Annotated in this window: 22 protein-coding genes and 1 pseudogene; 12 read left to right on the top strand and 11 right to left on the bottom strand. The window is 68.0% G+C overall.

Annotated features, from left to right (window positions below; genetic code table 11):
* Window positions 1-26 precede the first annotated feature (26 nt).
* From QSJ19_RS12145 to QSJ19_RS12135, 3 genes are all read left to right on the top strand, one after another.
* Window positions 27-1,286, top strand: coding sequence for a glycoside hydrolase family 183 protein (locus tag QSJ19_RS12145; RefSeq protein WP_286320692.1), 1,260 nt, complete (start codon window positions 27-29; stop codon window positions 1,284-1,286).
* A gap of 89 nt (window positions 1,287-1,375) precedes the next feature.
* The gene (locus QSJ19_RS12140) at window positions 1,376-1,993 is read left to right on the top strand and encodes a dihydrofolate reductase family protein (protein WP_286320691.1); all 618 of its coding nucleotides are present in this window, start codon (window positions 1,376-1,378) and stop codon (window positions 1,991-1,993) included.
* A gap of 270 nt (window positions 1,994-2,263) precedes the next feature.
* Window positions 2,264-2,797, top strand: a complete 534-nt coding sequence (locus QSJ19_RS12135) for a DUF1697 domain-containing protein (RefSeq protein ID WP_286320690.1) — start codon at window positions 2,264-2,266, stop codon at window positions 2,795-2,797.
* Here the strand turns inward: QSJ19_RS12135 and QSJ19_RS12130 are convergent.
* The 6 genes from QSJ19_RS12130 to QSJ19_RS12105 form a co-directional block, all read right to left on the bottom strand.
* Window positions 2,785-3,003, bottom strand: coding sequence for a hypothetical protein (locus QSJ19_RS12130; protein WP_286320689.1), 219 nt, complete (start codon window positions 3,001-3,003; stop codon window positions 2,785-2,787). The genes QSJ19_RS12135 and QSJ19_RS12130 overlap by 13 nt on opposite strands.
* Window positions 3,000-3,326, bottom strand: coding sequence for a hypothetical protein (locus QSJ19_RS12125; protein ID WP_286320687.1), 327 nt, complete (start codon window positions 3,324-3,326; stop codon window positions 3,000-3,002). Before QSJ19_RS12125 ends, QSJ19_RS12130 begins: the two co-directional genes overlap by 4 nt.
* A 37-nt stretch (window positions 3,327-3,363) precedes the next feature.
* Window positions 3,364-3,849: a hypothetical protein gene (locus QSJ19_RS12120; protein ID WP_286320686.1), complete on the bottom strand. Its 486-nt coding sequence runs from the start codon at window positions 3,847-3,849 to the stop codon at window positions 3,364-3,366.
* A 52-nt stretch (window positions 3,850-3,901) separates the two neighbouring features.
* Window positions 3,902-4,462, bottom strand: coding sequence for a hypothetical protein (locus QSJ19_RS12115; protein ID WP_286320685.1), 561 nt, complete (start codon window positions 4,460-4,462; stop codon window positions 3,902-3,904).
* A gap of 103 nt (window positions 4,463-4,565) precedes the next feature.
* A complete protein-coding gene (locus QSJ19_RS12110; protein ID WP_286320683.1) occupies window positions 4,566-5,054 on the bottom strand; it encodes a MarR family winged helix-turn-helix transcriptional regulator in 489 nt (162 codons plus the stop codon).
* 94 nt (window positions 5,055-5,148) lie between these two features.
* Entirely contained in the window at window positions 5,149-5,526 is a 378-nt protein-coding gene (locus QSJ19_RS12105) for a YybH family protein (protein ID WP_286320681.1), read from the bottom strand.
* A 133-nt stretch (window positions 5,527-5,659) separates the two neighbouring features.
* Between QSJ19_RS12105 and QSJ19_RS12100 the strand changes: the two genes are divergently transcribed.
* On the top strand, window positions 5,660-6,553 hold the full coding sequence (locus QSJ19_RS12100; RefSeq protein WP_286320679.1) for a LysR family transcriptional regulator: 894 nt from the start codon (window positions 5,660-5,662) through the stop codon (window positions 6,551-6,553).
* Here QSJ19_RS12100 and QSJ19_RS12095 read toward each other — a convergent pair.
* Both QSJ19_RS12095 and QSJ19_RS12090 read right to left on the bottom strand, forming a co-directional pair.
* The gene (locus QSJ19_RS12095; RefSeq protein WP_286320677.1) at window positions 6,532-7,287 is read right to left on the bottom strand and encodes a hypothetical protein; all 756 of its coding nucleotides are present in this window, start codon (window positions 7,285-7,287) and stop codon (window positions 6,532-6,534) included. The two genes, QSJ19_RS12100 and QSJ19_RS12095, sit on opposite strands and share 22 nt — an antisense overlap.
* Window positions 7,288-7,329: 42 nt before the next feature.
* Entirely contained in the window at window positions 7,330-7,761 is a 432-nt protein-coding gene (locus tag QSJ19_RS12090; protein ID WP_286320676.1) for a CoA-binding protein, read from the bottom strand.
* 106 nt (window positions 7,762-7,867) lie between these two features.
* Here QSJ19_RS12090 and QSJ19_RS12085 point away from each other — a divergent pair, with 106 nt between their 5' ends.
* The gene (locus QSJ19_RS12085; protein ID WP_286320674.1) at window positions 7,868-8,647 is read left to right on the top strand and encodes a sulfite exporter TauE/SafE family protein; all 780 of its coding nucleotides are present in this window, start codon (window positions 7,868-7,870) and stop codon (window positions 8,645-8,647) included.
* Window positions 8,648-8,665: 18 nt separating this feature from the next.
* Here QSJ19_RS12085 and QSJ19_RS12080 read toward each other — a convergent pair.
* Window positions 8,666-9,394 (bottom strand): annotated as a pseudogene (locus tag QSJ19_RS12080) (polyphosphate kinase 2 family protein).
* Between the two features lie 35 nt (window positions 9,395-9,429).
* Complete coding sequence (locus QSJ19_RS12075) at window positions 9,430-9,846, bottom strand: hypothetical protein (RefSeq protein WP_286320671.1); 417 nt, start codon at window positions 9,844-9,846, stop codon at window positions 9,430-9,432.
* Window positions 9,847-10,331: 485 nt separating this feature from the next.
* Between QSJ19_RS12075 and QSJ19_RS12070 the strand changes: the two genes are divergently transcribed.
* From QSJ19_RS12070 to QSJ19_RS12055, 4 genes are all read left to right on the top strand, one after another.
* Window positions 10,332-10,877, top strand: coding sequence for a MarR family winged helix-turn-helix transcriptional regulator (locus QSJ19_RS12070; protein ID WP_286320670.1), 546 nt, complete (start codon window positions 10,332-10,334; stop codon window positions 10,875-10,877).
* A complete protein-coding gene (locus QSJ19_RS12065; protein ID WP_286320668.1) occupies window positions 10,877-11,713 on the top strand; it encodes an MSCRAMM family protein in 837 nt (278 codons plus the stop codon). The genes QSJ19_RS12070 and QSJ19_RS12065 overlap by 1 nt, the downstream gene beginning before the upstream one ends.
* The gene (locus tag QSJ19_RS12060) at window positions 11,710-12,519 is read left to right on the top strand and encodes a YceI family protein (protein WP_286320667.1); all 810 of its coding nucleotides are present in this window, start codon (window positions 11,710-11,712) and stop codon (window positions 12,517-12,519) included. Before QSJ19_RS12065 ends, QSJ19_RS12060 begins: the two co-directional genes overlap by 4 nt.
* 64 nt (window positions 12,520-12,583) lie before the next feature.
* Window positions 12,584-15,229, top strand: a complete 2,646-nt coding sequence (locus QSJ19_RS12055) for an MFS transporter (protein ID WP_286320666.1) — start codon at window positions 12,584-12,586, stop codon at window positions 15,227-15,229.
* A 193-nt stretch (window positions 15,230-15,422) separates the two neighbouring features.
* On the opposite strand, the gene QSJ19_RS12050 is transcribed toward QSJ19_RS12055, so the two are convergent.
* Window positions 15,423-16,007 carry a TetR/AcrR family transcriptional regulator gene (locus QSJ19_RS12050; RefSeq protein WP_286320665.1) on the bottom strand — a complete coding sequence of 195 codons (585 nt, stop codon included), beginning with the start codon at window positions 16,005-16,007 and terminating at the stop codon, window positions 15,423-15,425.
* Window positions 16,008-16,128: 121 nt separating this feature from the next.
* Between QSJ19_RS12050 and QSJ19_RS12045 the strand changes: the two genes are divergently transcribed.
* From QSJ19_RS12045 to QSJ19_RS12035, 3 genes are read left to right on the top strand one after another with little or no spacing between them, the layout of a single operon-like run.
* Window positions 16,129-17,340: a DUF418 domain-containing protein gene (locus QSJ19_RS12045; RefSeq protein WP_502876152.1), complete on the top strand. Its 1,212-nt coding sequence runs from the start codon at window positions 16,129-16,131 to the stop codon at window positions 17,338-17,340.
* A gap of 56 nt (window positions 17,341-17,396) precedes the next feature.
* A complete protein-coding gene (locus tag QSJ19_RS12040; RefSeq protein ID WP_286320663.1) occupies window positions 17,397-18,533 on the top strand; it encodes a DNA adenine methylase in 1,137 nt (378 codons plus the stop codon).
* Window positions 18,534-18,591: 58 nt separating this feature from the next.
* Window positions 18,592-19,494 (top strand): LLM class flavin-dependent oxidoreductase, encoded by a 903-nt coding sequence (locus QSJ19_RS12035; protein ID WP_286320662.1) that lies wholly within the window; start codon window positions 18,592-18,594, stop codon window positions 19,492-19,494.

Genomic DNA, 19,494 nt, shown 5'->3' with positions numbered 1-19,494 from the left:
GTCACCGGTACGCAGGGGGTCGTCGCATGTCCAGATGGCGTCTGCTCGTTGTCGGAACGTCCGTCGCCGCGCTGGCGACCACGGGTCTGGCGACGGTGTCATCACCTGCGCACGCCTCGATCTGCAGCGCTGTCGGCTTTCATGGCGGTGACGTCGGCAGCACCGGCAGCAGCGGATCGAGCGACATCGGACTCGGCAGCCTCGACTTCGGCAGCTATCGAGCCGACGGCAAGAAGCCCCAGGGGCCTCTGGTGAGGTTGAAGGGTGCCAGCCGGGCCGTGCAATGGGTGACCGGACCGCGTAGCCCGAACCGGACCGACCAGCGGTTCTCGATCACCGCGACCGACGTCGGAGTGCCGTGGGACAACGGATCCGGCCAGGTGCTGATGGCCTTCGGCGACACCTGGGGCAAGTGTGCCGGTCAGATGGTGTGGCGCCACAACACCATGCTGCGCAGCAACGGCAACGCCGACCTCGACAAGGGCATCACGTTCCCGAACGCGATCCCGGGGTCCGTCCGTTCCGGGGCGTCGGTCACACCGGCACACCCGACGTTCGCGCAGCCGATGCTCAACGCGATCGGAGTGCGGAACACCGAGGTCGGGAAGATCCCGACGGGCGGTATCGCGATCGGTGGCACGCAGTTCATGAGCTACATGTCGATCCATCGCTGGGTCGGCCCGGGCCGCTGGGAGACGAACTACTCGGCTATCGCCGTCTCCCATGACAACGGGCAGACGTGGACCACCGACAACCGGACCATCCGCGCGAATGTCGACCTCTCGTTGCCGGGCGTGAGTCAGGTCGCCCAGGGGCACGGCCGATTCCAGATGGGGGCGTTCCTACGGTCCGGGCGCTACGTCTATCAGTACGGGACCCCGAACGGTCGATTCGGTGCCGCATTCGTGTCCCGCGCCCGTCCGGCCGACATCCTGAATCTCGATCGTTACGAGTACTTCCGGGGCGGTGCGTGGTCGAGGCGCCCGGCCGACGCCACGCCGATCGTGCGGCAACCGATGAGCGAGATCTCGGTCGCCTGGAACAGCTATCTCGGCCGGTTCGTGATGCTCTCGGAACAGGCCGGGAGCATCCTGCTGCGGACCTCGCCCACCCCGGTCGGACCGTGGAGCGGCCCGAAGGTGATCGTGCCGGCCGCCCAGACCCAGGGTCTGTACGCGCCGTACATCCATCCGCGGGCGACGGGGCAGATGCTGTATTTCGTCGCGTCGCGGTGGGACGACTACAACGTCATGCTGATCAAGACCGACCTGGCCAAGGTCCGCTGACCCGCGTCATGGATTCACCGCGTCGACACCGATGACTTTGCGGCGCGTCGCGAGTCTGACCTGACGGACCATCGACCGCAGGAGGATCAATGCCACGAGTCACCGCCGACATCGCCATCTCGCTCGACGGATACGGCGCCGGACCCGGCCAGACCGAGGACACCCCGATGGGCACCGGGTTCGAGCAGGCGCACCGGTGGATGTTCGACGCCGCCGACGAGAATGCCTCGGAGATCGAGGCGATCCTCGGACACGGCGCGTACATCATGGGCCGCAACATGTTCGGTCCGATCAGGGGCGAATGGCCGGACGACGGCGCCTGGAAGGGGTGGTGGGGGCCCGAACCGCCGTACCACGCCCCGGTCTTCGTCCTCACCCATCACGCGCGTGATCCACTGGAGATGGACGGCGGCACCGTCTTCCATTTCGTCACAGATGGTATCGAGGACGCGTTTGCGCGCGCCGTCGATGTCGTCGGTGACGACGGTTCGATCTCGATCGCCGGCGGAACGGAGACGCTGCGCCAGTATCTGATCGCCGGACTCGTCGACGAATTGCGGTTGCACGTGGCGCCGTTCGTCGCCGGCGCCGGCGAGAACCTCTTCGACGGCCTCGAGGAGGTGACGCTCACACCGACGTCGGCACGCGCCACTCCGCTGGTGACACATCTGACGTATGACGTGGCCGGACCGCGATCGTCGGCGTAACGTCGGGCAGGTGGGCCGATCCCACCACCGGCGGCCAGCAACGTCGTCGGCCTCCCGCTCAGTGAGGAGTGATCATGGGCCAGCCAGTCCCTCCCCCGCAGCCGCCGCCCGATCCGATGCCGGCACCGGAGCCGATCCCCGAACCACCGCCGGAGCCACCCATCCCGGCTCCCCCACCGCCGGACCCGGGCCCGCCGAATCCCGGCCCTCCACAACCGGATCCGCCACCACGTCCGACGGTCATCTGACCCGCACCGACCGAGGAGGACCATGCCGCGTCGCGTGGTGTTGATCCGTGCGGTCAACGTCGGTGGCGCCAAGCTCCCCATGGCCGATCTTCGCGCCATGGCCGCGGAGTTCGGCGCCACCAACATCTCGACCTACATCGCCTCGGGGAACTTGCTGTGCGAACCATCCGGTGCCGCAACGACATTCGACCACGCCCTGGAGAAGGCGATCACCGAGCGGTTCGGCTACTCCCGCGAGGTCATCAGCCGCTCACGCGACGAGCTGGCCACCGCCCTCGAGGCACATCCGTTCCCGATCCAGGACCCGAAGTTCTCCTATGTCTACTGTCTGACCGGCACGCCGTCCGCCGAGAAGGTGGCGGCTTTCGCCGACCGACAGTTCGGCTCCGACGAGTTCACCGTCATCGGCAACGACCTGCACATCCGGTACGACGAGGGCGCCGGCGTCTCGAAGCTCACCGCGCCCGTCATCGCGAAAGGACTGGGCGTGCAGGGCACCGGCCGCAATCTGAAGACCGTGCAGAAGCTGATCGACCTGGCCGATCAGGACGCCTGATCCCGCTCGCCCCCGACACCACGCTCGAGCATCCGCACCTGTAAGGCGTCGTGGATCGGTGAGGACCGCAGCAGCGACGCGATGACCACCGCCATCGCACCGGACACCAGCATCGGGATCGTCACCGAGGTCACCGCGGTCATCTCGATCACCAGCACGAGCCCGGTGAACGGCGCGCGGACGATGGTCGCGAACAGTGTCCTCACCGCGGTCGATGGCCTCCACGTGCTGGATGCCGCTGCCCGCCGACAGCGGCTGCCATCGTGCGATCGCGGCGGCAACAGCGGACACGGCGACCGGTAACCAGCCACGCCCAGGCCGAGTGGCCGTGCGACCACTCGACGAGCTCGCCACGCCAGGCGCCGATGTGTTCGAGCAGCCACCGAAACGCGCTGCCGAGAAAACCCGCGACGGCCCCGGCGATCACGGCCAGCAGCAGGATGACCCAGAGCGTGCGGCCGGTGAGGAGGTCATCGTCGACGCCGGCATCGCCGGCCGGTTCGTCGTGGCCGTGGGAGCCGTCGGCCATCAGTGGGCCTGCGCGCCAGTCGGGCAGCCGTGCCCGATCAGACGCGGGCGAGCGCTGCGGTCACCTTCTCGAGGTCGGTGAGCTGGGTGTCTTTCGGTGCCTCCCACAATTTCTTCGGGAGCTCTTCGAGCACGACGACCGCCGACTCGGCCGACGACAGGCGGGCGCGTTTGTCGTCGTCGTCGGACAGATCGGCGGTGGCGATGAGCTTGTCGTCGAGGTCGAAGACGGCGTCGTCGAGCCGGTCTCGCGCCGCGACCAGATCACCGTCGTGCGGGATCGCCGGATTGGCATGCACATCGGCGATCGCGTATCGGATCCGCTGGTGCAGCAACGCTTCCGTCGACGTGGCCGACGTCCAGCCCTCCGGGGCGTGTCCGGGTTTGCCGGGGATCAGGTCGGTGGAGCGCGCGAACGTCTTGACCCGCTTGTCCGAATCCCAGGCGAACCACACCGCGCCGCCGAGGATGAACAGCGCGACCACGATGGTGATCACGATGACGACGATTGCGATCGTTCCCATGGGTCGACCATAGTCCCCGACGCCGAGGAGGCCCCGGAGGTCCGCGTTCGGGTCAGCGACGTGGCGTCTGGCAGTACCGCTGCACCGGCAGCCAGGGGCCCAGTGAACCGAAGTCCGGTGCGCTGCTCTGGGTGGTCAGATACCGGTTCTGCACGGCGAGCGTGGCACCGATCAATCCGCCACGCAGACCCCAGAATTCGACCAGGTGCGCGACTTCGAGGCGTGCGCGGACCTTGCCGGTCCACACGTATCCGCCGCGGAACTGGACAGGCTTGGCGGGCAGGACCTGTTGCCAGCCCGACCAGCGGGTGCCCGGCATCTGCACTGCCGTGCCGTCGATGATACGCACGACCCTGGTGCGCACGTTCGCGCCCGTCGTGCGTCCGGGCGCGAAGACGGTGAACTGTGCGTCGCGGGCGGTGAGTCCGTTCGGCGACAGCCGGCAGTCCGCCTGTTTGGCGAGCATGACACCGCCGGTCTGACCGCGTTTGATGTCGATCTGGGCGTTGGCCGGAGCGGCGAGCGCACCGACTCCGAGCAGCACCGCGAGCAGCGCGACGACCGTGATCGATCCGGCACGACCGCGAGAACCGAGAACGCGAGAAGAGGTCATGATCTGCCTCCTTGGGGCGATCGACGACACCTCTGTCCGACGCTAGCACCGTGCGCGTGCGCCCACAGCCCTCTCGTCGTCACGACACGATCGGGTACCCAGCTCAGCGCGAATCGGCACGCACCGCCGCGGCATTGACCCGAGTCAGGACGGAGTGCAACTCCTGGAGATCGGCCAGGTCGACCCCGAGGGCGTCGACGACGGCGGGTGGGATTCCCAACGCCTGCGTCCGCAGATCACGGCCCGGACCGGTCAACGCGATGTCGACGTTGCGTTCGTCGTCGCCTCGGCGCTGCCGGACGACGAGCCCCGCGGTCTCGAGCCGCTTCAGCAACGGCGACAGTGTCGCCGAATCCAGTTGCAGCACTTGCCCGATGTCCTTGACCGCGCGCGGCGACTGCTCCCACAGCGCGAGCATGACCAGATACTGCGGATGGGTCAGCCCGAGCGGTTCGAGCAGCCGCCGGTAGATCTTGAGAACGGACCTGTTGGCGACGGCGAGCGCGAAGCACACCTGCTTCTCGAGGAGCAGCGGGTTGTCGCCGAGTGCGTGGTCACCGACGGATGGGTCCGTCGTCACCTTGCCCGTCATCGTTCGCACACTCCTCGTCGTCCGCGGTCGTGACGCCGAGTCTACAACTTTGATCGCGCGCGATTGATTGGTGCGCCATCGGTGTGCCGGGCGACTACGCGGTGGGCGTCTGGAACTCCGGCTGATCGATGATGCGCACCCATGAGCCGTCGTCCTGACGGCCGACGACCTGCGCCCGCGCGCCGGCACCATCCCGCGGCGGCGTGGAGGTCAGGGCCAGGTCGTCGCCGAAATACAGTGTCGGGAGCGGCTCCTCGGGGGTGAACGTCGGCCGGTGTGCGAGCACCGACGCCCACAGTTCGCGAATCTCGGAGCGACCTCGGGTCACCTGCCCCGGCGGGTAGGCCATGACGGCGTCCGGGTGGTAGAGCGACGCGACGGCATCGGCGTCACCTGCGTTCGAGAACTCCACGAACAGCCGGGTGATCTCCTCGGGCGCCGTCGCCACGGGTACGGACTTCTCGTCGGTCATGACATCTCCTTCGGTTCGGTTCCCGCACGCAGCGGGACTCTCCTGGTCTTCAACTCGTGCTCTTCCTCGAGAATGCCGCCCGCGAAATGAGAAGTCCAACTGATTCGAACCATGCGAAGTATCATCACCAATTATGGACCTGAGACAGCTCGAGTACTTCGTCGCGGTGGCGACCGACGCCAACTTCACCAGCGCCGCCACTCGCGTCCACACCACCCAGCCCAACATCAGCGCACAGATCCGGGGACTCGAACGTGAGCTCGGTGCAGCCCTGTTCGATCGCGCCGGACGTCGGGTCGCCCTCACCGAGGCGGGGCGCGCCGCGTTGCCGGCCGCCCGAGACGCGCTCGCCGCCGCCGAGTCGGTGCGGCAGGCGGTCGCCGACGTCAATCAGGTGCTCCGCGGGAACCTGGCGGTCGGTATGGTCGACGGCTGCACGGTGCGCCCGCTGTTCGCCGCACTCGGCGAATTCCGGACGGCACACCCCGGCGTCGGGCTGTCGCTGACCGAGGCCGCGTCCGACCTCCTCGTCGAGCGGGTGATGCGCGGTGAGCTCGACGTCGCGCTCGCGGGGTACGCGGGCGATCTCCCCGCCGGTGTCGCGGAGTTCCCGGTCATCCGGGAGCGTGTCGTCGCGGTCATCCCGCATGGTCATCCGCTGGCGGCGAGATCGACGGTGTCGTTGCGGGATCTGCGCGACGCCACGGTGGTCGGGCTGCCGCGCGGTGCCGGCATCCGGGCCGCCTTCGACCGCGGCAGTGGCGATGTGCGGACCACGCTGGAGGCGTCGTCGCCCGACGCCGTGATCGAGCTCGTCGTGTGCGGACTCGGAGTGGGAATCCTGAGCGAGTCGCTCGTGGCCGACCGCGGGGATGTCGTGCTGGGCAGACCCATCCGCGGCGTCGACGATCGCGCGTCCCTCGGATTCGTGTCGCGCGCCACGGCCGGTCCCGCCGTCGAGGCATTCCTGGACCTGGCCCGGACCGCGTTCGGGGACGGCGGATCTCAGGTGGCCGCAGCGGGCTGAGTCTGTTGACCGTCGTCGGTCGGGCGCCCCGCGACCAAATCCTCGACGTCGAGACCCCAAGAGCCATAACGCTTGTCGAAGGCCTCGGCACGAACTCGCGCGCGCTCACGCTTCTCGGTCGAATACCGTTTGCGCGCCCACCGGGACCTCGGTCGGGCGAGCCGAATCGCGCCGACCCAGGCGACCGGCGCGATGAACGCGCCGATGGCCGCCGTCGAGTACTTCCCTTTGGCCACGCAGATGAGCAGGCACGCGATCGTGATCGGCAGATTCACCGAGAGTGCGACGGGTCCGATCGTCACCGTGTCGTCGGCGTCGGAGCGCAGCGGGTTCAGCCCCAGCACCGACAGCCCCAGCCCGGCCATCGTCAAACACACCACCTGCACCGACAGTTGTCCCTCGCGCGACCAGTAGACGTCCTCGAGATGCAGGATGAGCGCGAACTCGTCGAGCACCAGCGACGTCCCGATGCCGATCATGACCGCGCTGATCTCCGCGCCGGGCCGCGCGCCGTCGACGGCCACCGAGACGAATGCGCCGGCGACGGTCAGGATGATGCCGGGCACCGCGTGGTGGATGTGCACTCCGCCTCGCACATTGTTCTTGAAGGGACCCTTGCCCGCGCGGATGAGGCGGGTGATCAACCGTGTCGTCAGGAAGGTGATCACGAACGACAAGAAGAGCAGGAACAGCGGGAGTCGGTCGCCGGTGATGTCGGCGGTCTCGAAATGCACGGGAGGCGTCCCCGATCAGCTCGTGCCGCGGGCGGTCGGCCGTCAGGCCGTCGGGGCCGTCGGCGCCGTCAGGCCGGTGCGACGCTGTTCGATGATCAGGCAGCGGTCCTCGACGTAGCTCAGGCCGGCCTCCTCGGCGATGGCACGCGCCTCCGGTGACCGGATGCCCAACTGCAGCCAGAGCGCGGAGGCACCGGCCGCGACGGCCTGCCGCGCGACCTCGGCCGCATCCTCCGACGGACGGAACACGTCGACCAGGCCGACCTGCTCGGGGATGTCGGCGAGGGTGCGGTACACCTTCTGCCCCACGATCTCGTCGGCATGCGGGTTGACCGGGATGATCCGCCAGCCGTGCTCGGCCATGTAGGCCGGGACCTCGTTGGCCGCCTTCGACGGATTGACGCTCGCACCGACGACGGTGATCGTGTCGTAGGTGCTCAGGATCTGTTCGACAACCTCGTCAGTGGTGCTCATACACCGAGCTTAGGGCGTTGGCGGCGAATCGTCCGGCAGAGTCCGACCGATCCGACGACGACCCCGGTGATCCGACCGCGGGAGAGGCCGGGCACCCTCGACAGGTGTGACGACCTGGGAACTGATCGCCGTCCTCCTCGCGGGGGTTGGGGCGGGCGCGATCAATGCCGTGGTGGGCAGCGGGACACTGATCACGTTCCCGACGCTGGTGGCCTTCGGTGTGCCGCCGGTGACCGCGACCATGTCCAATGCGATCGGCCTCGTCGCGGGCGGTGTCTCGGGGACGTGGGGCTACCGTCGCGAGCTCGAGGGCCAGTGGCCGCAGCTGCGCTGGCAGATCCCGGCGTCGTTCACCGGCGCGGTGGTCGGCTGCTGGCTGCTGTTGCACCTGCCCGAGACGGTGTTCGAGGCGATCGTGCCGGTGCTGCTCGTCGCGGCCCTGATCCTCGTCGTCGCGCAGCCGAGAATCCAGAAATGGGTCGGCCTGCGATCGGTCGGCCACGGACACGACGCACCGGCGCCGAGCGGTCCGCGGATCGCGGTGATGGTGACCGGGACGTTCGCAGTCGGCATCTACGGCGGCTACTTCACCGCTGCGCAGGGCATCCTGCTGATGGGGGTGCTCGGTGTCGTCGTGCCGGATCACCTGCAGCGCATGAACGCCGCGAAGAACCTGCTGTCGCTGGTCGTCAACGTCGTCGCCGCGCTCGTGTACACCGCAGTGGCCTTCGACCGGATCGACTGGGCGGCAGCCGGTGTGATCGCGGTCGGCTCCCTGGCAGGCGGGGTGATCGGCGCACGGTACGGACGACGACTGTCACCGGCAGCGCTCCGCGCGATCATCGTCGTCGTCGGTCTGATCGGGCTGTGGCGACTGCTCGCCTGAGCCGCCCCGCCACCGGCCTCAGAAGGGCGTCGGGATCTGGGTCACCGCGAGGTGGGGACTGACGTACCCGCTCCGCTTGCGTTCGGGGCAGTTCGATGTCCGGGGCCTCGAGCGGCGTGTACGGGATCTGGTCGAGCAGGTGCGTGATGATGCTGAGCCGACCACGCTTCATGTCGTCGGTGCGCGCGACATACCAGGGCGCCCATCCGATGTCCGTGTAGCGGAACATGTCGTCGCGGGCGCGGGTGTACTCGTCCCAGTGGGTGTAGGACTTCACGTCCATCGGCGACAGCTTTCGGAGTACTTGCGCGGATCCTCGATACGACGCTGCAGCCGCAGGGTCTGCTGATCCTCACTCACCTCGAGCCAGCACTTGATCGGGATGACACCGGACCGCACGACGGCCCGTTCGAGCTCCGGGCAGTCGGCGAGGAACTGCTCGGACTGTTCCTCGGTGCAGAAGCTCCTCACACGCTCGACGCCGGCGCGCTCGTACCACCTGCGGTCGAAGATGACGACCTCACCGGCACGTACACCTTGGCGCCGGCGGACTTCACCCACTCCTGCATCGCGACCAGCTCCGCGTGCAGCACCTTCAGCTGCTCGCGGTACTCCTTGGCTCTTCGTCGGAGGCGCTGTCGCAGAGTCGTTCTCGCCGGCGACCGCACCGACCGGGCCCTGATCGGAAAGCCCGTGCCCGTGCTTCGTCGAATGCGCCTTCGCCGACTCCTTCGACTTCTTTCCCATGCGCGCAGATGCTATGCAGCTCCGACGGGGGATGGTCAGAAACTGAGGCTGCCAGTGCCCCCGCCACCGCCGCCACCGGTGGTGGTCGTGACGTCGATCGACTCGCTGGCGACGCCGCCGAGGCCGGTGCAGGTGACCGTGACCGTGTAGTCGGTGGTCGGGCTGACCGGAGCGATCCGCACACCGGTGGTCCCGCTCCCGACGAGTGTCGGGTTGCTCGGGATGGAGACGTTGACACCGTCGGGCAGGCCCTGCTGCTTGGCCACACCGATGCACACGTAGGGAGCTCCGCCGGCGTCGTCGCGGGTCACGTTCACGGTCAGCGACGTTCCGCCGACAGCTCCTTCCGACAGCTCGAAGGGAGGTAATGCAGCACTGGCGGTGCCGGCCCCGAATCCGAGCCCGGCAGCAGCACCGATGACAGGTATGAGACCGAGAAGATTCTTTCGCATAGTGCAGACCGTACAGTACGGAACGCGCGCTGTCAGCGGGTCAAAGCTTTTGTCTCTGTTGATATCTCGCTTCAACGAGCGTTGTGCCGTGGGCATCTATCCCGTCCCGCTGACCGTGCCCCAGCATTCGCCGACCGTGCCCTCGAATTCGTTGACTGTGCCCTCGCTGTCGCCGATCGGGTCCACTCGACACGATCAGCGAGAGAACGCGACCCGATCGGCGAAAAACAGGGCACAGTCGGCGAGATCGAGGGCACACTCGGCAGTCACCGACCCCCGAGCCCGACCCCCGAGAAGCGCGCGCGAGCGTCTCGAAGGGCCGCCCCGAATGTCGGAAATAGCCTGATTTGACCGGCTTTTCAACCGCAATGTATCCCAACTCACACCATCTCGGGTCGTCTCCCGGGTCTGAAATCACTTAGTCTGACTAAGTAATTTTAATTTAGTGTTGCTAAGTAAACGATTGGCAAAGGGAGCGATGCCCGATGGCCCAGGGACTCGCGGACGGTCCGACGGTGACCGCCCCTGCGGCGGTAACCACGACGACGACCCTGCGAGGCGCCGCGGCGGTACATCGGGACCTCATCCGGATCGGACGTGCAGTCCGGACGCAATCGCACGACGGACCGCTGTCGGCAGGTCAGATGTCGGCACTGTGGACCATCGCCCAGCATGCGCCGATCCGGGCGACCGAACTCGCCGACCGTGAGCGCGTCGCGGCACCGACGATGTCGCGGGTGGTGGCCTCACTCGAGCGACTGGGCATGGTCGTGCGGACCGCCGACGAACACGACGGACGCGTCAGCCTGCTCGCCCTCACCGACGAGGGCGTCGCCCACATCGAGGGAGCGTCGTCGCGCACGTCCCAGCTGTTCGAGCGCGCGCTCGACGGACTCGGCGCCCGTGACCGCGCCTGCGTCGAACGGTCGATGCGGCTCCTCGCGGACACCCTGTGCGACCTGACACCGCACCCGTCAGCCGTTGCGAGCACCACGACAACCGAGAACACACCAACCGAGGGGGGAGCCTGATGCAGCCCGAGACCAACGGCCACCATGACGGCGACGGCGTCACACCGTCCCGCGACATCGCAGGCGGCGTGATCCGTGGGGTCATCCGGGGCGCGTCCGGTCGCGTGATCACCGACGCCACGGTGACGGTCATCGACCCGAGCGGACGCCAGGCCGCACGGTCCATCGCGCACGAGGACGGAACGTTCGTCGTCCAGGTCGCCGCGGGACACTACGTTCTCGTCGCCTCGGCGGCCGGCCACGAGCCGTCGGCGGTGACGGTCACGGTCGGCAGCACCCCGATCGACATCGAGGTGGTGCTCACCTCGATGGCCGCCCTGCACGGCAGCGTGACGACGTCGGCGACCGGAGAGGCCGTCGCGAAGGCGACCGTTGCCGTCGCCGACCACACCGGCCAGGTCACCGCCACCGCCGTCACCGACGCCGCGGGGCGGTGGGAGGCCGCGGGGATCACCTCCGGCACCTACACCGTCATCGTCACCGCACCGGGATGCGATCCCGTTGCCGAGACGGTCACCGTCGCCGGAACCGGCGGCACCACCGTCGACGTCGTGCTGAACACGGCCGCCGAACTCGGCGGAATGATCTCCGACGGCGCCGGCGCCGGGGTTGGTGCACCCGTCGCGCACAGTCAGGTCGCGCTCCTCAACGACGAGGGCGAGATGTCCGCGAGCACACTCACCGACGACGCGGGCCGCTATCTGTTCGCCAATCTGGCACCGGGGGATTACACCGTCATCGCCAACGGGTATGCGCCCGTGGCCGACACCATCGACATCGAGGCCGGGCGCGTCGTCTCGCACGAGTTCGTCCTCGGCGCAAGGGGGCAGGCATGAGGGGAACGATCACGGCACGAGTCGCGACCACCGGCGGGCGCCCCCTCGGCGACGCCGTGATGACGGTGATGTCGCAGACCGGCGAGCAGCAGGCGATCGCGCGGAGCAACTCCGACGGCGCCGTCGCCACAGGCGATCTCGAGTCCGGGACCTACACGGTCGTCATCACCGCGGACGGCTACCAGCCGACGGCGCGGGTCGCCGTCGTCTCCGGCGCCGGACCTGTCAGCCTGGGTGAGATCAGCGCGGCCCGCGCCGGCGGTGCACCCGTTCCGGCGGCCGGCCGATGGGCGATCGACAACGGACACTCGGCCATCGAGATCAGCGTGCGTCACTTCGGGATCGCCACCATCCGTGGACGTTTCACCGACTTCACCGGCGAGATCGTCGTCGCCGACGACATCGAGCAGTCGTCGGTGCTGGCCGAGATCAAGACCGCCAGCATCGACACCGACAACCGGACCCGCGACGACCACCTCCGGTCGGATTCGTTCTTCGACGTCGAGCAGTACCCGATCGCCGAGTTCCGCGCCGGCCGGGTACGTCCCGGCACCGACGAGTCGTGGACGCTCGACGGGACGCTGTCCCTGCGTGGCACCGCGGTCCCGGTGACGCTCGAGCTGACCTACCTCGGCGAGGTCGACGACCCGTGGGGCGGACACCGCGCCGGCTTCCGCGCGACGGGGTCGTTGCGGCGGGCCGACTTCGGGATCAGCTTCGACGACAAGCTCATCACCGGCGTCGCCCAGATCGGCGGGACAGCGACGGTCAGCCTCGACATCCAGGCCGTCCGCGTCCAACCCTGACGGTCACATCGCACAGCGGTCCCCCCGAATTTCACCTAGAACTCATTTGATCCGAAAGGCAGTCATGTCGAATCATTCGGTCGCCGAAGCGGAACGGGCCACTCCACCGGAGTCGGCCCGCGGCTCGCGTCAGAAATCGCTCACCGAACTCGGTCCCAACTACAAGTGGATCGCGTTGTCGAACACCACACTCGGCATGTTGATCGCCACGATCAACTCGTCGATCGTCCTGATCGCCCTGCCCGACATCTTCAAGGGCATCCACCTGAATCCGCTGGAGCCGCAGAACACCAGCTACCTGCTGTGGATGATGATGGGATTCCTCGTCGTCACCGCCGTCCTCGTGGTCAGCTTCGGCCGACTCGGCGACATGTTCGGCCGGGCCCGCATGTACAACATGGGCTTCGCCATCTTCACCGTCTCCTCGATCTTCCTCGCCATCACCTGGTTCGACGGCAGCGAAGCCGCGATCTGGCTCATCTTCTGGCGCATCGTCCAGGGCGTCGGCGGCGCCTTCCTGATGGCCAACTCCTCGGCCATCCTCACCGACGCCTTCCCCGCCAACCAGCGCGGACTCGCCATGGGCATCAACGGTGTCGCCGCCATCGCCGGCTCGTTCCTCGGCCTGCTGATCGGCGGTGTGCTGGCACCGATCCAGTGGCACTTCATCTTCCTGGTGTCGGTGCCGTTCGGTGTCGTCGGCACCATCTGGGCCTACCTGAAGCTGCACGACACCGGTGAGCGCCGCAAGGCGAAGATGGACTGGTGGGGCAACATCACCTTCGCCGTCGGCCTGATCGCCATCCTCATCGCGATCACCTACGGCATCCAGCCCTACGGCACCTCCAACATGGGATGGTCGAATCCGTGGGTGCTCACCGGCCTGATCGGCGGCGTGATCGTCCTGGCCGCGTTCGTCATCATCGAGACCAAGGTCGCCAGCCCGCTTTTCGAGCTGTCGCTGTTCAAGAACCGCTCGTTCACCTTCGGCAACATCGCGAACCTGATGGCCTCCATCGGACGCGGTGGGCTGCAGTTCATCCTGATCATCTGGCTGCAGGGCATCTGGTTGCCGCAGCATGGATACGACTACTCGCGCACGCCGCTGTGGGCCGGAATCTACATGGTGCCCATGACGATCGGCTTCCTACTCAGCGCACCCATCTCCGGAGCGCTCTCGGACAAGCTGGGTACCAAGTGGTTCACCACGACCGGCATGGCGATCACCGCGGGCACGTTCGCGGCCCTCATCGCGATGCCCGTGGACTTCGACTATTGGGTGTTCGCACTGGTCATGCTGATCAACGGAATCGGCATGGGGCTCTTCGCCTCCCCGAACCGCGCCGAGGTCATGAACAGCCTGCCGATCACCTCCCGCGGATCGGGCGCCGGCATGATGACGACATTCCAGAACGCGGCCATGGTGTTGTCGATCGGACTGTTCTTCTCGCTGATGATCGCCGGGCTGAGCGCACATCTGCCCGACGCGATGTTCGGCGGCCTGACCGCCAACGGCATGCCGAACGCACCCGCCGACGGCATCGCGCATCTGCCGACGGTCGGCATCCTGTTCGCCGCGTTCCTCGGCTACAACCCCATCCGTGAAGTCGGCGGCCAAGCGCTGCAGGGTCTTCCGCAGGCAAGCGTCGATCACCTGACCGGTCTGGACTTCTTCCCGCACCTGATCAGCGATCCGTTCCATGACGGATTGACGGCGGCGTTCACCTTCGCCCTCATCTGCTGCATCCTCGGTGCGGTCGCATCGCTGTTCACCGGATCGTCCAAGGACGCGGTCGATTCCCCGGAGACCGTCGGGGCGGAACTGGCCGCGGTCGCCGCGGACGCCGGGGTGGGGACACCATCGGAGCTCATCGACGAGCCCCGGCCGGGTGCGCGCCACAGCCTGACGTCGGCGGGTTCGGCTCAGTCGCAGGTCGATCGGCCGCGGATCGCCGGCCGCATCACCACCGGCGACGGGACTCCGCTGCCTGGTGCCGCCGTCACCGTCACCGATGTGCGCGGACATCAGGCGGGCGCCGCGTCGGTCCACGACGACGGGTCCTACGCGGTGCACGGTCTCGACGACGGCACCTACACGGTCATCGCGACCGCTCCGAGTCGCTCACCGCGGGCACTCACCGTCTCGGTCGTCGGCGACCTGGTGTTCCGCCGGGACTTCGCCCTCGCCGGCGGCTCGGCACTGCACGGCACCGTCCGCGACGCGCAGCGTCCGCTGGCGGCGAGCCTGATCGTCACCGATCAGTCGGGAGCCGTTGTCACACAGGCACAGGCCGACTCCCAGGGCCGGTTCGCGATCACCGGCCTCTCGGGCGGGGACACCGTCGCGGTCACCGCATCCGCTCCCGGCTACCAGCCGACCAGCCAGCTGGTCACGATCGACGGCGCCCCACGCGCCGACATCGATCTGGTGCTGCTCGCCATCGGCGGCGTCCAGGGATCGGTCCGCACCGCCGACGGAACGCCGCTGGAAGGTGCCACCGTGTCGGCGATCGGACCCGAGCAGACGATCGTCGCCTCGGCCACCACCGGCGCCGACGGCCGCTACCGCATCGAGGGTCTCACCGACGCCCAGTTCACGCTGGTCGCCAACATGTATGAGCCCGCGGCCGTTCAGGTGAAGGTCGTCGCCGGTCAGCGCAACACGGTCGACATCGGACTCGGCGTCAGCCAGAAGCCGGCCGTGTCGTAGCGACTACCCGGGCAGGCCCGGCCGGCGCACCTCGCCGGCCCGCCGGGGCCGTCCCCGGAAAAGCGCCCCGGAAAGGCGTCCTCCGTAGGGAACCCGTCGACAATGCGTCGATGGCCACGCTACGGAGGGCGTTTGCCTGGGGCGGTTTTCCGGCGGAGCGGTTCCGGAAGGGCGGGATCTGCGGGCGGACCCCTCAGCGCAACGACCCCAAATGATCCCGGACCAGCCGACGCACCCGGGCGGGCGCGTCGTTGTGCCCGAGCAGCAGATGCACCGCCAGCCCGTCGACAAGAGCGTGCAGTCTCATCGCTTCCGCCTCCAGGTCGTGCCGCGCGTCGACGAGCCCGTGGTCGCTCAGGTCGGTGAGCACCCGCCGAGACAGCGCCCGCAGACCGTCGTGCGCCTCGAGCCCGGCCTCGGCCAGCCCCGGATGCGCGACCGCATCGGTGACCAGCGCCAGGTTCACGTGCATCTCGACCCGGCGCACATCGTCGAACGGCAGGACCTCCGACAGCATCGCCTCCGCGCGCCGCAGGGGGTCGCGGAGAGACCCATGCGCGACGACACGCTCCCCGACTCGCAGATAGATCAAGCGCATGGAGAACGCGAGCATCTCCTCCTTGTCGGCGAACACATGACGCAACGACCCGGCGGAGATCCCCGCCTCGGCGGCGACGTCCCGGATCGACACCCCCGACACTCCCTCGCGGAGCACCACCCGCCACAGCGCCTCCGCGATCTCGGCTCGTCGGGCATCGTGATCGATCAGCTTCGGCACTTCCGCATGGTAACCCAACTGTGCTAGCTTAGGCCGCGTTGCCAACACAGTTGTGTCACCAAGATCGGTCTGGACGTACTTCGGGACGACTCCCGCCGACGACGGAGGAACCGTGACGAACCTGCCCACCGGGCCATCCCGACGCTTTGCCGCCCTGGACGTCCTGCGTGGCGTCGCCATCCTCGGGACGCTGGCCACCAACATCTGGATCTTCACGAACGTCGACGGTCTGGTCGGTTATCTCAACGGCACGCATGAAGCCACCGGAGCGTGGGCCGCGGTCCAGGACATCCTCCAGCAACTCGCCCAGGGCAAGTTCCTCGGGCTGCTCACGATCATGTTCGGCATCGGACTCGCCATCCAGCAACGTTCCGCGGAACGTCGTGGCGAATCATGGCCCGGCGGCTATCCGTGGCGCGCGGCACTCCTCTTCGTCGACGGCACGGTCAACTACTTCCTCTTCACCGAGTTCGACGTCCTGATGGGCTACGCGGTCACTGGCCTGATCGTGGCGTTCATCCTGTCGACGACCCTCCGACGACAGCGCGTCGCGCTGATCATCGCCGCGGCGATCCACGTGCTGCTGCTGACGCTGATCGTCGCCGCGCTCGCGACCGCCCCGCCGACCGAACCAGCACAACCGCTGTCCCCCAATCCGTACGCCGACGGCTCGTTCCTCGATCTGGTCGCGTTCCGCGCCGAGCACATTTCGCTGTTCCGCGCCGAGGTCGTCCTGATCCTGCCGATGTCGGTGGCGCTGTTCCTCGTCGGCGCCGCCCTCCTGCGGGCAGGCGTCCTCGAGCCGACGACACGCGTACCGTCGGCCGGCAGGCTGCGGAGGCGGATGATGATCGTCGGACTCGGCGTCGCGTTTCCGCTCGACCTCGTCGTCGGTATCAGCGGCGGCGACGCCGGTCTGATCTTCGGCCGCTACCTGCTCGCGCCGATCGCCGCACTCGGGATTCTCGCGGCGATCGCAGCCTTCCACGCCGACGGCCGGTCACCCGGGCGACTCGGCCGCGCCCTCTCGCCAATCGGCCGGACGGCGTTGAGCTGCTACGTCTTCCAGAACGCACTGGCCGGCGCCATCTGTTACGGGTGGGGACTCGGCCTGGCCGCACGCCTCGACCCGACCACGGTCGTGCCCGCGACGATCGGGCTGTTCCTCGGCATCTCCGTGGTATTGATGGTGCTCTCACGGCTGTGGCTCCGGCGATTCGATCGCGGCCCGCTCGAATGGCTCTGGTACAGCAGCTATGGGCGGCTGTACCGGGCCGGACGGTCGCGGACGACGCAACCGGCCGACCGCACCCCGACGAGTGCCTCCTCGTGAGACGATGAGGTCGCAGTCCCCCAGACGATCTGCCGAGCTGCGAGGTGACCACGCAGGTGAACCGCAATCCCGAGCCGACCACGATGAGCGTTGTCGCGCGCGAGGATCCGCGTTTCCTGTCCGATCACCTCCTCACCTACATCGGCAACAAGCGGGCCCTGCTCCCCCTCATCGATCGGGCCGCCGCGCAGGTCCAGGCGCAACTCGGTCGCACGATGACCGTGCTCGACGCCTTCTCGGGCGGTGGCGTCGTCTCCCGGCTACTGAAATCACGGGCCCACACCGTGATCGCCAACGATCTCGAGTCGTATGCACGGGTGATGAGCGAGTGTCATCTCACCAACCGGTCCGACGTCGACCTCGCTACCGTCGCGTCGCTGATGGACCGGATCAACGCCACCGTCGACGACGGGTTCTCGGTCGGCGGGTTCATCGAGGATCTGTACGCGCCGGCCGATGACCTCGCCATCCGCCCGGGCGAACGCGTCTTCTACACCCGCGACAACGCCCGACGACTCGACGCGTACGCGACCCTCATCCAACAGACGGACCTCCGGTATCGGCCATACCTGTTGGCGCCGTTGCTCTCTGCCGCCTCGATTCACGCGAACACCTCCGGCATCTTCAAGGGATTCCACAAGGATCGCCTCACCGGCGTCGGGCGCTTCGGCGGTTCCGGCGACGACGCCCTGGTGCGCATCCTCAGCGCCATCCGACTGACGCCACCCGTGCTGAGTCGCCACGACGCCGCCAAGCGTGTGCTGCAGATCGACGCCAACGCGCTGCCCGACGTCGTCGGCCCCGTCGACCTCGCCTACCTCGATCCGCCGTACAACCAGCATCCCTACGGCTCCAACTACTTCATGCTCAATCTCCTGGTAGATCACCGGCGACCCACCGAGATCAGCCCGGTGTCCGGCATTCCGGTCGACTGGAAAAGGTCGGGCTACAACGTCCGCCGGGAGTCGGCCACCCTGTTCGCCGACCTCGCGGCCGCGCTCGACGCCCGATTCCTCATTGTCTCGTTCAACGACGAGGGGTTCATCCCTCCCGCGCAGATGCTCGAGATCCTCTCCGCCCTCGGCACCGTGACCGAGTTCCGGTCGCGCTACAACACCTTCCGCGGCAGCCGGAACCTGCGAGGCCGCGGCGCCCACGTGACCGAACACCTGTTCCTCCTCGACAAACGCTGAACACCGCCCGACCCGACACCGCAACCGCCCGGACGTCCCGGCGTGCTACAACTCGCAGATGCGCATCGGAATGACCATGCCGGTGATGGAACCCGGCCTCGACGCCGACCTGCTCAGGACCTGGGCCACCGAGATCGACGACGGCCCGTTCTCCTCGCTCTGCTGGGGTGAGCGCATCGCGTTCGACAACCCCGACGCCCTCACCCTGCTCGGCGCGTTGTCGGCGTGGACGCATCGCGTTCGGCTGGTGACCACCGTCGTCGTACCGCAGTTGCACGACCCGGTGATGCTCGCCAAGGCCCTGGCCACCGGCGACATGCTGTGCGGTGGTCGGCTCACCGTCGGCCTCGGCATCGGTGGGCGCCACGAGGACTACCACGCAGTCGGCGCCGACACCGGCACCCAGAACATCCGCGGCATGGCCGACCGGGTCGACATCATGCGCCGCGTGTGGGCCGGCGAGAAGATCACCGAATCGGTGTTGCCGGTCGGCCCGGGTCCGGTGCAGGCGGGCGGACCCGAACTCCACGTCGGTACCACGGGACCCAAGACGATCCGCAACGCCGCCTCCTGGGCGAGCGGCGTCGCCGGGGTGACCCTCGACCTCGATCTGGCCAAACAGAACGAACTGTTCGACGTCGCCCGCGCCGCGTGGGCCGACGCCGCCAATCCGGCACCCCACCTGGCCACGTCGTTTTGGTTCGCGCTCGGCACTGGCGATGACGGCGACGGTCCGCACGAGCAGGTGCACCGCCATCTCCGTCACTACATGAACTGGATTCCCGCCGACTTCGTCGACGCCATCGCGCCGACCACCGGATGGGCCGGAACCGAGGACGAGCTCGCCGCAACCCTCCGACGTTTCGCTGACATCGGCACCGACGAGGTTCAACTCATCCCGACCAGTTCCGATCCCGAGCAGTTGCGGCGGGCCGCTGCGGTCGCGGCCGAGTTCGGGTGA

The organism is Gordonia sp. ABSL11-1 (genome assembly GCF_030315685.1).
Classification (GTDB): domain Bacteria; phylum Actinomycetota; class Actinomycetes; order Mycobacteriales; family Mycobacteriaceae; genus Gordonia.
Note: the sequence above shows the minus strand (reverse complement) of the source record. Positions and strands in the feature narration are given on the sequence as shown.